The organism is Streptococcus sp. OH4692_COT-348, from assembly GCF_003859975.1.
Classification (GTDB): domain Bacteria; phylum Bacillota; class Bacilli; order Lactobacillales; family Streptococcaceae; genus Streptococcus.
In genome coordinates this window covers 1-12,531 of sequence record NZ_RQZB01000014.1, presented here as the reverse complement: position 1 = coordinate 12,531, position 12,531 = coordinate 1, and the positions used below count along the sequence as shown (strand labels likewise).

At 39.4% G+C, this 12,531-nt stretch carries 8 protein-coding genes, 1 tRNA gene and 1 pseudogene; 1 reads left to right on the top strand and 9 read right to left on the bottom strand.

Annotation, left to right across the window (positions count from 1 at the left end):
* Nucleotides 1-89: 89 nt before the first annotated feature.
* From EII37_RS08220 to EII37_RS08175, 8 genes are all read right to left on the bottom strand, one after another.
* Nucleotides 90-812, bottom strand: coding sequence for a pseudouridine synthase (locus tag EII37_RS08220; RefSeq protein ID WP_124788230.1), 723 nt, complete (start codon nt 810-812; stop codon nt 90-92).
* A 268-nt stretch (nt 813-1,080) separates the two neighbouring features.
* Nucleotides 1,081-1,311 (bottom strand): GlsB/YeaQ/YmgE family stress response membrane protein, encoded by a 231-nt coding sequence (locus tag EII37_RS08210; RefSeq protein ID WP_000901572.1) that lies wholly within the window; start codon nt 1,309-1,311, stop codon nt 1,081-1,083.
* Between the two features lie 9 nt (nt 1,312-1,320).
* Nucleotides 1,321-2,562 carry an aminopeptidase gene (locus EII37_RS08205; protein WP_124788229.1) on the bottom strand — a complete coding sequence of 414 codons (1,242 nt, stop codon included), beginning with the start codon at nt 2,560-2,562 and terminating at the stop codon, nt 1,321-1,323.
* A gap of 228 nt (nt 2,563-2,790) precedes the next feature.
* A complete protein-coding gene (locus tag EII37_RS08195) occupies nt 2,791-4,650 on the bottom strand; it encodes a DUF262 domain-containing protein (protein WP_124788228.1) in 1,860 nt (619 codons plus the stop codon).
* Nucleotides 4,644-5,957: a DUF262 domain-containing protein gene (locus EII37_RS08190; protein ID WP_124788227.1), complete on the bottom strand. Its 1,314-nt coding sequence runs from the start codon at nt 5,955-5,957 to the stop codon at nt 4,644-4,646. Before EII37_RS08190 ends, EII37_RS08195 begins: the two co-directional genes overlap by 7 nt.
* Before the next feature lie 7 nt (nt 5,958-5,964).
* Nucleotides 5,965-6,915 carry a YafY family protein gene (locus EII37_RS08185; protein WP_124788226.1) on the bottom strand — a complete coding sequence of 317 codons (951 nt, stop codon included), beginning with the start codon at nt 6,913-6,915 and terminating at the stop codon, nt 5,965-5,967.
* Between the two features lie 15 nt (nt 6,916-6,930).
* Complete coding sequence (locus tag EII37_RS08180; RefSeq protein ID WP_124788225.1) at nt 6,931-7,434, bottom strand: DnaA ATPase domain-containing protein; 504 nt, start codon at nt 7,432-7,434, stop codon at nt 6,931-6,933.
* Between the two features lie 77 nt (nt 7,435-7,511).
* Nucleotides 7,512-11,903, bottom strand: a complete 4,392-nt coding sequence (locus tag EII37_RS08175) for a PolC-type DNA polymerase III (RefSeq protein WP_124788224.1) — start codon at nt 11,901-11,903, stop codon at nt 7,512-7,514.
* A gap of 316 nt (nt 11,904-12,219) precedes the next feature.
* Here EII37_RS08175 and EII37_RS08170 point away from each other — a divergent pair.
* Nucleotides 12,220-12,366: pseudogene (locus EII37_RS08170) on the top strand (transposase); the annotation flags it as partial.
* Between the two features lie 76 nt (nt 12,367-12,442).
* Here EII37_RS08170 and EII37_RS08165 read toward each other — a convergent pair.
* Nucleotides 12,443-12,516, bottom strand: a tRNA-Pro gene (locus EII37_RS08165).
* Between the last annotated feature and the right edge of the window lie 15 nt (nt 12,517-12,531).

The following is a 12,531-nucleotide window of genomic DNA, read 5'->3' as shown; positions in this document are numbered from 1 at the left end:
GTCTATTATAACTCTTTTCTCAAAGGAAGCAACTGAAAAACATAAAAGGCAAGGACATTGTCCCTCCCCTTTTTCTAATATAAAGCAGATTAAGCAATACTAGCAATAAGATTTTCCAATTCCTCCTTGGTCAAGCGGCGCCATTTCCCTCGTTCTAGGTTCTCATCCAATACTAGAGTTCCCATAGTCAAACGTTGCAAATCTACTACTTCCTTGCCACAGTAGGCCACCATACGCTTGACCTGATGAAACTTCCCTTCTGCAATGGTCACACGAATTTGGCTTTGATTCTTTCCTGGATCTATGGACACAAGCTCCAGTATAGCAGGCCGACAAGTAAAGTCTTTGAGAGGAATTCCCTTGGCAAATGTCTCCACATCTTCTTGGGTCATCATTCCCTTGACCTGAGCCAGATACGTCTTGTCCACATGACGCTTGGGTGAAAGAAGAGCATGGGCAAGCTTGCCGTCATTAGTCAAGAGCAAAAGACCATGCGTGTCAATATCCAAGCGTCCTACTGGGAAAACTTCCTTACTACGCGCCAAGTCATCCAACAAGTCCAGAACGGTTCTGTGCTTAGGATCCTCAGTCGCTGAGATAACTCCTTTGGGCTTGTTCATCATGTAATAGACAAACTCTTCATACTCCAGCACTTGCCCATCAAAGTGAATCTCATCTCTTTCTTCATCAATCTGCAATTTAGCTGATTTCTCTTTTTTACCATTTACCGTCACGCGCCCAGCCTTGAGCAAGTTTTTGACCTCAGTCCGGCTCCCCACAGCGCAGGCAACTAAAAATTTATCTAATCTCATAGAACTATTATATCACACTCAAAAGGAGGCTGGTACCATGACCAACCTCCTTTTCGTTTCATACTCTTCAAAAATCTCTTCAAACCGCGTCAACGTCGCCTTTCCGTATAGATGTTACTGACTTCGTCAGTTCTATCTGCAACCTCAAAACAGTGTTTTGAGCTGACTTCGTCAGTTCTATCTACAACCTCAAAACAGTGCTTTGAGCAACCTGCGGCTAGTTTCCTAGTTTACTCTTTGATTTTCATTGAGTATCAGATTTAAGAAATTAACTTCCTCGTCTCCAGAAAATCGCTAAGACAATCATGGAACCTAGTACTGCCGGAATAATGGCAGTTCCTGCTATTATCGGTCCCCAAGTTCCAAAAAGCAAATGCCCTATAAAGGCACCAATCCAGCCTAGAAACATTTTTCCAAAACATCCCATGCGTTCTCCACGATTGGTCAGAGTACCTGCTAAAAATCCCACTAGGAGACCAACGAACATACTTCCTAACATATTATCTCCTTAATTTGCCCAATCTCCGTTACGGAAGAGTGGTACACGTGTCCCATCCTCACGGATACCATCGATATCCATTTGGTTAGAACCAATCATAAAGTCTACGTGAACATCTGAACGGTTAAGCCCCGCAGCTTCAAGCTCCTCTTCGCTCATCTCCGCTCCACCAACAACACTAGTTGCATAGGCTGCACCGATAGCCAAGTGATTTGACGCATTCTCATCGAAAAGGGTATTAAAGAAGGTAATGCCTGACTGAGAAATTGGGCTTGGATCTGGTACCAAGGCACATTCACCCAAGGCACGCGCACCCGCATTTTCAAAGACAAGGTCTTTCATGACTTGATCGCCTTTTTCTGCAGTGATATCCACAATTTGTCCATCCTTAAAGGTTACCTTAATACCTTCAATGATATTTCCGTTATAGCTAAGCGGTTTTGTAGAAGTGACATAACCATCTGCTCGACGGAAGTCAGGAGCTGTGAATACTTCTTCAGTTGGCATATTTGGCAAGAAGCCTTCGCCCTGGGCATTGATAGCACCAGCTGATTCCCAAACGTGGTTCTTTGGCAAACCAAGTGTCAAATCTGTCCCTGGCGCTGTGTAGTGAAGGGCTGAAAATTGCTCTTTATTAAGCATATCGGCCTTGCTCTTGAGGATAGCTGCATGCTCTTCCCAAGCCTTAACAGGATCTACTTCGTAGACACGGCAAGTTTTGAAGATTTGGTCCCAAAGGAGATCAACTGCTTCTTCGTCGCTCGCAGCATTTGGAAAGACTTTCTTAGCCCACTCAAATCCAGCAGCGGCTGCTACAGTCCAACTAACCTTGTTAGATTGAGTTGCGATGCGCATTGGTTTCATTGCAAGTCCCATAGCTTTAGCAGAAGCCGAAAGCTTGTCAGCGTCCACTCCGTTCAAGGCACCTGGGTCAGAAGAACGAACCCCAAGACGGCTAGCTTTGTTCTCTAAAAGATAGTTCATCTCAGCAATCTTGTATTCTGGAACATTGTCCAAACGCTCCATTGGCGCATGGAGGAATTTCTCACGGTTAATGACATCATCTGTCCACTGAACAATAACCTCATGCGCACCCAAGGCATAAGCTTCTTTGACGATTAAGTGAGCCAACTCACGTTGCTCCACATCGATAGAGAGAGCCAAAGTGTGACCAGGTTGCACGTTAATTCCGTTCGCAACCAACAATTTCGCATATTTTTCTAGATTTTCTTTAAAATTTGGTAAAACCATGTTGTTTTCTCTTTTCTATTTTTATTTTTCTTTCAAAGCAGAGAATAATCCTGCTAAAGCAATAGCACCTGACAAGAGTGCTGTTGATAGAAGAATTTTCTGATCAGCAAGTTCTAGCTGATAGTCAAAAACTTTTTGAGCTGGTTTGTCTTTTACAAAATCCTTCCCTTACTAGTATATCACATATATTGGTATTTTAAAAAACAAGCTTACTGAAGCTTGTTTTAATTAGCTATTACAAAAATTGTGTACATATCTTTCGACTTCTTTTTCCATAGATTGAATCTCACCAATATCCCATCTATTTTTTTTAGAAGTTATCTTTGCCATCATCTGTAATTTTAGACTCTGACGATGGAATATCCCTTCTCTTTGCCATTGTTCTAATTTAGCCTCTGGATAGGAGTTGCCAAACCTGGAGTTCTGACTATCGGTAATGATACAAAGATTACCAAAGGAATGTAAAAACTCAGCAGGTAATTGACTCTCTCCATCATGTCCATTTGGATTCTGAGGATACCAATGCTCTATGGAACGACGATATGCAAATTTGAAATGATCAAAATTAATATCCTTGTACTCTTTCTCTAATTCAGCACGATTTTTCCATAAAACATAATCTACAAAGTTAAAAGCATAAACAGGAATTGCCCCATATTTTTTTATACTTTTATCTTCAGTAAACAATCTTTCCTCAGCATATCTCACTGCCATTTTTTCAAGAAATTCCTTAAAATAATCACCAAATTCTTGATTATTTAGTTCTTCAATATGTCTGAATAGAAATTGTAAGATCTCGAATAACCAACGACTATCACGATTAGCAGTAAAGGTCACAGCAAACATGGATTGAAGGAGGATAATGTTTTTGTTTAAATTGTCAAAAGTATTGTTTTGATAATTAATTCGAACATATTTCCATCCTCCATTTTCATTTCGTTGATATGTCTCATACTTACCTCGTTTGAGTTGCCATTCGGTTTCATTTTCTAATTGGACATTTTTTACGATAAGCGTATCAAATATATGCTTCATAGTCAGAAGTAGTTGCCCAAATTGTTGGACCCATTCTCTATCTCGTCGTTCAATTTCAAAAATTTTCAATAATTTTTTATCATCAAATGTAGTTTCATCATTTCCTTCCATGATGAAAAAAACTTGAAGCAAAAATGTTGGAAAATCAATTACAGTCGTATAATTTGAAATATCTGCTCCATTATTTACTAAGCTACTACTTTCATATTTTGTCTGAGTAATTGCATCTAGTAAACTTCGTTGCTCAATTTTTTTTACTCTTATTTTCTCAAATACACTTTCCAATTTGAAGTTAGTAAATTCTTTACCAAAAATTTTCTCCCCCTCTTCATCAGTATTGTTTGGTCTACTTCGGATTTGAAAAGTTTTTATTACCGGCTTATTAAATTCTGCACAGGCATCCCAAATTCTTGCAAACTTTTGCGCCATTTCTTGATCTGTACCGAACTTAGCCATCATTTGCGCCTTAAGAATCTCATGAGCCTCTAGTTGTTCTCCTCGAGAGTTGAAACGTTCGAAATAAAGATTCAAATCTAAATCTTCAGGAAGTATACTCCGAAAAATGATGACATTCTCAAAAAGATAATCAACGAAAGACTGAGGATCAAGACGGCGCTCCTCTAGCACTTTTTTCAATGCGTCTTTAGCATATCTGTAACCTCTAGTCAGCTCATTTTCATCGTCCTCTGAAATTTCTTGCTTGGCAAATAGATCTTTAATATTCTTATTTGATTTCTGCCTAGCTGGGAAGGTAAGATTGACAGCTTCCAATCTATCAAAACCAAACTCATGCTTCAAAGCTAAGGCAATCAAATTAAGAGCTGTTGTCCGTTGTTGACCATCTATGATTTTGAAAATGTTATTCTCTTTATTAACGACTAATGTCCCAATATAGTAATTGTCTCTATTTTCTTGAACAGCATCTGCTACGTCGTTCAGTAACTGCTCAATTTCATCATAAGTCCAGGCAAAATTTCTCTGATAAAGAGGGATAGCATAGGTATCTTCATTTAACAAACGATTAACTGATAAGCTTATATGTGTTTCTACCATTTATTTTTTTCCTCTTCTATAATCTTGTCCACAGTATAATTTTCAAATAATTCTCTATCTATCTTGATTATGAAATCATTCGGAGTAACAGCATGGGATAAAAGTTGAAATAACTTTTGAGTCTCTTTTTGTCTAAAACTTCCACCAGCAGCGTATTTCCCTACCGTTGCATCATATATGGCTTTAGACTTAACTCGTGGGTAATAAGACCAAATAAACAGGGTCTCTACTATCTCCTTTGATAGCTCATCTTTTCCAAATCTATCTGCGAAAAGCGAGCAAATGTTTAAGAATATATTGTGGCACTTGAGGTAGCGTCCTTTTGAGCTATTATAAATGTTCAACATACCTTCTGGATAAACTAGATTTTTTTCTTCCCCTTCAGGAATATCAGAAAATCCTAACTCTTCATTTAAAAAATCTTTATGTTCTTTAATGGTTTCATGAGCAGATTCAATATACTCAAAAAATTTACTTCCATCAATGATTGGCATACTAATGGACATGGGGAGTTTTTCAATATGACGATACAATTCTAGATATGGGAAGTTCTGATTCAAATCAACACCTTTAAAATCGTCAATAAAATCCTCTGTAAAACGGAGATAGGATCCATAACGCTTGTTTGTTAATCCTGTCTCTCCTCGAGACCAACGTCTCATACGAAAAAGATGTTTATCAAACAACTCTTTGAGACTTAAATCTTTATCTTCTACAAACTGCTCCCACTTTTCAACAATCTTTTCATCTTCGGAATATTGCTTGCGAAGATGATAAGCTTTGAGCAAATCATGAGGTTCTAAAGATTTTCCACGATTATTCTGAGAATCAAATAACTGAAAGGCTTCAGACAATCGTTCCTGTGGCATAGTAATCACGGAGACAGAACAATTTTCCAATAAAAAATTGCAAATATCTTTTGACTGATTTTCGCCAACCAATTGAGTCAAATTTTCCCACTCATTATAATTTTCACTCGCATGATAGCAAGATAACTCTCCAAATTCTTCAGCACTCAGCAGTTGATTAGCACCCTTATAATTCTCTAAACTATCTAATAAATGCAGAAACAAAGAAATTGAAATTAGCCGTTGCTGTCCATCGACAATATCTAAGTATCCATCATTTTCATGTAAGATAACGGAACCAATCTGATATTCCTTTTTCCCCATAGCATCTCGTAAATCATAAAAAAGATTACGGATATGTTTTCTGTTCCATTTATATGATCTTTGATAAGAAGGAATCCGCAAATTCCCTTCTTTCAATAATTCTCCAACCTTTTTAGAAGTAAATTGAATAGTCATTTTATCCTCATCTATATTTATCTATCATTTCTTGAACTGTTTGCTTTATATCCTCTACTAAAATCCGAGGAGACAAAACAGTAACTGCTTCCCCTTGTCCCAGCAACCAGCGTTTAAGCCCTGGTGTATGCTGACTTTCAAACTGAAAATGAGTCCATTCACCATTTTTCCCAACTATTTTTGAATTTGGAAATTGATCCATCACAATCGTCGGATCGTACAAGTACTCAATTTCAATACTGATTTTCTTCCCGATAAAAGCATCCACTCTCTCGTTACGAATGTCACCATCTCTAAATTTATCGCGATAAGAAATAGAGGGTTTCTCTATATCACTAAGAGACCATGACTGGATACGGTCTACTCTTAAAGTAATATAAATAGCATGTTTCAACTGGTAGACAACCAGATAAAAATAATGACTATCATAGTAAAGAGAGACTGGCAAAACAGTCTGCCTCTTAGAAGACTCAGAATAAGGTTTTTGATAGACAATATCTAGAACCTGTTCATGCAAAATAGCTTCTGATAAATTCCAAATTTTCTCTATCCTATTTTGTTGATCTGTTAAGGGAGCATAGTTAAGCTTTTCACTACCAATGATCTGTTCAATTTCTTTCTGATCAGCACGGGGAACCAAGACCAGTAAATTTTTTAGTAAGCTATCAATTTCTGGCCAATTCAGTGCTCGATTTTCCAATAAAATCTTTGAAATAACGAGAATATCCTTTTTATTAAAAACTGCCTTACTTGCTAAACAATACTTATTCGTCTTACGGTTATAACGCAAATCTCCACTATAACTGGTGTTACTAGATAAAATATCACGGAGTAGCGAAAAATCTCTCTGTATCGTCTTTTCACTAACCTCAAATTCCTGAGCCAGTTGCTTTTTTCCTAACGGAGTCCCAAACTGTAAACGTAAAAAAATTGTTAGTAGTCTCTCTTGATCATTCATCTAAAATCCTTTTTGTTAATCTTCAAGCGATGTTAGACACGCTGTCATTCCCCACTTAAAACGCACAATCAAACGAGATTGAATATTTTTCAACTGATCTGGTTCAGAATCACTAGAGAAAACCATTTGCTTATTCTTGTAATGTTGAGAATTAAAAAGATTAAAAAATTTTTCTTGAATAAGAATATCCTTTTCTCCCAATATCTGAATATCATCTACGATTAGGAGATCAAACTCCTCACTTCTAACTTTTTGTATTTCTAGCTCATTTTCTAATAAGTCTTCGGCAGAAATATATTTTACTCGCTTTTCTGGATTGTTCTCAAGAACCTTATTACCAATAGCTTGTAGCAGATGTGTTTTTCCTGAACCTGATTCCCCATAAATATAAAGGGGATTATATTTTAATCCTAAGTTTTTTACTACTTCTAAGGCTTCTTTCTTTGCTAAAGCATTACCATCTTTTTCTAGAAAATTTTCAAGTTTATATTTGTTATTTAAGCCTGTATTGTTCATCATTTAAACCTCTTTTTCTTTTATACTATAAGTATAACAAAACAGATGGACAATATTTGTCCGTCTGTTAATTTTTTTTCTTAAAACAACTCATCAAACAAACTCAGCTGGTTATCCTCTGGCATATTGCCAAGAATCCCCATCTCATCCATCTTTTCAACCAAGGTTGATGAGAGTCCACCACGCTTGCGTAGTTCTGTTTTAGAGAGGAATTCTCCCTCTTCACGCGCTCGCACCAACTGCTTAGCAACGTTCTCTCCCAGACCATCCATTGCGACAAATGGTGGAATCAGTGTATCTCCGTCAATGATGAATTCAGTCGCATCACTACGGTAGAGGTCTAACTTCCCAAACTTGAAACCACGTTCCCACATTTCATTGACAATCTCAAGAGTCGTGTAGAGATCGATTTCTACATTAGAGGCTTCATTGTTCTTCCGTTTTTCAGCGATCTCTTCCATTCTACGCTTAATGGCATCCAAGCCCGCACCCATGGTCTTGATATCAAAAGCCTTAGCGCGGATTGAGAAGTAAGCACAGTAGTAATAAATGGGATGATGAACCTTGAAGTAAGCTACACGAAGGGCCATCATAACGTAGGCTGCCGCATGGGCTTTAGGGAACATGTACTTAATTTTCCCACAGGATTCGATATACCACTCTGGCACCTTATTGGCCTTCATGGCTTCGATATAGCCATTTCTCTCCTCTTCGGAAATCTTGAGCCACAAGCCCTTACGTACCCGTTCCATGATGGTAAAGGCCATCTTAGGTTCGAGACCAGCATGCATGAGGTAAACCATAATGTCGTCCCGACAACCGATAACAGTCGATAGGTCTGCTATTCCTTGCTTAATCAGATCTTGAGCATTGCCCAGCCAAACGTCGGTACCGTGGGACAACCCTGACAACTGAAGCAATTCTGCAAAAGTCGTCGGATGGGTTTCATCGACCATCCCTCGAACAAAGTTGGTTCCAAACTCTGGAATCCCCAGCATACCCGTCGGAGTTCCGATTTGCTCAGGTGTTACCCCTAACACATCCGTCCCAGAAAAGAGGGCCATCACGCCTTCATCATCCATAGGGATTTCATTAGGATCAATCCCAGACAAGTCCTGGAGTTTTCGAATCATGGTCGGATCATCATGTCCCAGTACATCGAGTTTGAGGACGTTCTCGTCGATATCATGGAAGTTAAAGTGAGTGGTCTGCCATTCAGCTGTCACGTCATCTGCTGGATATTGGACAGGCGTAAAGTCGTAGACATCCATGTAGTTAGGAATAACAACGATTCCCCCTGGGTGTTGTCCTGTTGTCCGCTTGACACCAGCCGCACCTTGAGCGAGGCGTTCTACCTCTGCGTCACGATAAAACTTGCCATAATCTCGCTCGTAACCCTTGACAAATCCATAAGCGGTCTTGGCAGCCACCGTACCAACCGTTCCTGCACGGAAGGCATATTCCTCACCAAAGATATCACGCACATCCAAGTGGGCACTAGGCTGGTCTTCTCCCGAGAAGTTCAAATCAATATCGGGCACCTTGTCTCCATCAAAACCAAGGAAAGTCTCGAAAGGAATATCTTGCCCATTTTTGCTGAGTTTGTGACCACATTTAGGACAGTCCTTATTGGGCATATCAAATCCTGAACCGTAAGAACCATCGGTGATAAACTCGCTGTACTGACACTGACCACAGACATAGTGAGGAGAGAGAGGATTGACCTCTGTAATCCCAATCATAGTCGCAACAAAACTAGAACCGACAGACCCACGAGAACCAACCAAGTAACCCCGTTCATTGGAACGTTGTACCAGCATCTGCGATGCCAGATAAATCACAGCAAATCCATTCCCCAGAATAGAAGTCAATTCTTTTTCAATTCGCAAATCAACAATATCTGGCAGCGGATTTCCATAAATCTCAAAAGCTTTCTTATAGGTCAACTCAGCAACTGTTTCTTCAGCCTTGGCGATGAAAGGCGTGTACAAGTCACCCTTAACAACCTCAACGGGTTCAAAGATTTCTGCCAAGGCATTGGGATTTTCAATAACCAGTTTACGAGCCAGTTCCTCTCCCAAGAAGGCAAATTCATCCAACATCTCATTTGTCGTTCTAAAATAAGCCTTGGGAAGTGGTGCTGGTTGGGCATGTTCACCATGACCGATAGTTCGGTTAATCATCGCCCCCTGTCCCAAACTACGGACGATAATTTCACGGTAAATCTCTTCTTCCGGTTCGATATAGTGAACATTTCCCGTAGCCAAAACGGGCTTGCCAAGGCGGTCTCCAACCTCTATCAAACTCTTGATAATGGTCTGGAGTTCCTCCATATCCTTGACCTGCTCTTTGGCAATCAAGGGAGCATAGATAGCTGGTGGCATGACCTCGATAAAGTCATAATACTTGGCCACCTCAACCGCCGCATCCACGCCCTGGGAAACGACTGCATCAAAAACTTCACCTTCAGAGCAAGCTGAACCTAAAATCAAACCTTCCCTATGAGCATCTAGAACCGTTCTTGGAATCCGTGGCACTCCTTCAAAGTACTTGGTATTAGACAAGGAAACCAGCTTAAAGATATTTTTTAACCCTACTTGATTCTTGACATAAATGGTTGCATGTTTAATCCGAGCTTTTTTATAAGAATTTGGGCTAATCAAATCAATGTTGAGTCTAGCTAAATCGGTCACACCATGTTTTTCTGCTACCTCTTTGATAAAGATGAAAAGCAGGCGACCTGTAGCTTCCGCATCGTAGTTAGCCATGTGGTGATGTTCCAAAGCCACACCAAAACGCTTGGTCAAAGGCCCCAAACCATGACGTTTATACTCAGGATAGAGATTTCTAGCAAACTCAAGTGTATCAATAACTGGCTGACTAATCCTTGGAAGACCATGACGCTCATAGTTGACATTCATAAAGCCAACATCAAAGGTCGCATTGTGAGCGACTAGGACAGTATCCTTGCAGAATTCTTGGAATTCTTGCAAAACTTGTTCTAGTGGTTTGGCATTTTTGACATGGTCATCTGTAATTCCAGTCAACTCAGTAGTAAAAGCTGACAAGGGATGCCCAGGATTGATAAATTCATCAAATTCAGCAATGACATTCCCCTTGTACATCTTAGAGGCCGCAACCTGAATCAAGTCATTATAGATGGCTGATAACCCCGTCGTTTCCACGTCAAAAACTACGTAGGTTGCTTCTGACAAATCCATCTCCACTTCGTTATAAACGATAGGAACACGGTCCTCCACAATATTAGCTTCCATTCCATAGATTAGCTGAATTCCCGCTTTCTTGGCCGCCTTATAGCCGTGTGGGAAGGATTGAACATTCCCGTGGTCCGTGATAGCAACCGCCTTGTGTCCCCACTTAGCAGCTGTAGCAACAATCTCCTCTACTTCTGGCAGAGCATCCATGGTCGACATGTTAGTATGAGCATGAAACTCAACCCGTCGTTCTCCTTCTGGCATCAAATCCTTCCGCTCATAGTGAACAACTTCCTGCACATCTTGTACATTCATGGTCAAATCACGGGTAAAGTTATTCATCTCTACATTTCCACGGACACGAAGCCAAGAATTCTTTTTAATGAGATCAAATTTCTGAGCTTCCTCTTCATTTTTAACCCATTTTTGCATAGAAAAGCTGGAAGTATAGTCCGTCATCTTAAAATTAATCAAGACACGCCCTGTTCTGGTCACTTTTTGCTCCACATCAAAAACAACCCCTTCAAAGACCAGACGATTTTCCTCCGTCGTCACTTCGATCATAGGAGTAATCTCCGCCTTATCTAGCTTTGGCTTAGCCGCAGCCTTTTTGGCTTGAAAATCAAAGGCTGGCTTCTCTTCCGCTGGAGGAGGTGCCATCTGTTCCAGTTGTTCCATCGCACGGAGCGCTTCCTCATTGGCCGCTTGAACAATCTGCTCATTTTCAGCATGAAAGGCCTCTTCCTGCTCTTGGGTCAGCACATCATTCTTCTCGACTTGACAATTAAAAGTTGGAAAGCCAAATTTTTCAAGTTGTTTAGCTAAATTAGGAAGGTGATTTTTCTTAAAGTGTTCCTTATCAATCGCCTCGGAACCCTCAATAAAGAGTTGATTTCCATCAGCATGAACTTGCAAATTCTGATAAAGAGATTTAAAACCTTGACTAGTACATGGGCCTTCAGAGAAAGCCTCCCTATAGTAGGACTGCAAGAGCTGATTTGAAAATTCTTGAGACCGAGCCTTGATTTCGAAAACAACTTTATTGCCTGTCTTAGAAAATTCTTCGCTCAAACCTTTCTTTAATTCTAAAAAGATTTCAATCGGTAAAATATTAGAAAATACGAAATGAAACTCCCATACCTTACTAATTTTATGAACTACAACTCGCTCAATATCAGCCTGTGATAAAGCAGGAGCCTGTCGCATTTCAGCAGGCATCCCCAGTTGATTCATCAAAATTTCAAAACTGTTTGACATTCATTTCCCTCACATTATTCTTCTACTATTTTACCATATTTAGAAAAAATATATAGCTAGTATCTTTCCTTAAAGACTGCTACTTTTAACAAATGACTCTATAATATTTGTAGTGGATAAATCCCCTATGGATATTATGGAGCTTATTTTGGTGTAGAAAAAAGTCCCATAAAATCTATAATGAAAAGCGACAAAACAACTCATTAGAAAGATTCATATGGAACTATTACATTTTATCACGAAACTGCTTGACATTGAAGATACTGATATCAAAATTATCAATGTTATTAATAGGGTTACACACAAGGAAATCATCGCCAAACTGGAAGCGACCAATAATCTCATCAAACTTATCAAGCGCAATGCCTTTGGTTTTCGAAACTTCGAAAACTTCAAAAAACAGATTTTTATCGCTCTAAACATCAAAAAAGAAAGGACGAAATTCGTCCTTTCTTTAGCTTAGCTTAGCTTTTCTTCAACCCACTACAGTTGACAAAGAGGCAAATAAAAAAGATACACTTACGTATCTCTGTAATTAATCGGGAAGACAGGATTCGAACCTGCGACACCTTGGTCCCAAACCAAGTACTCTACCAAGCTGAGCTACTTCCCGAGTTAAAAAGAAAAA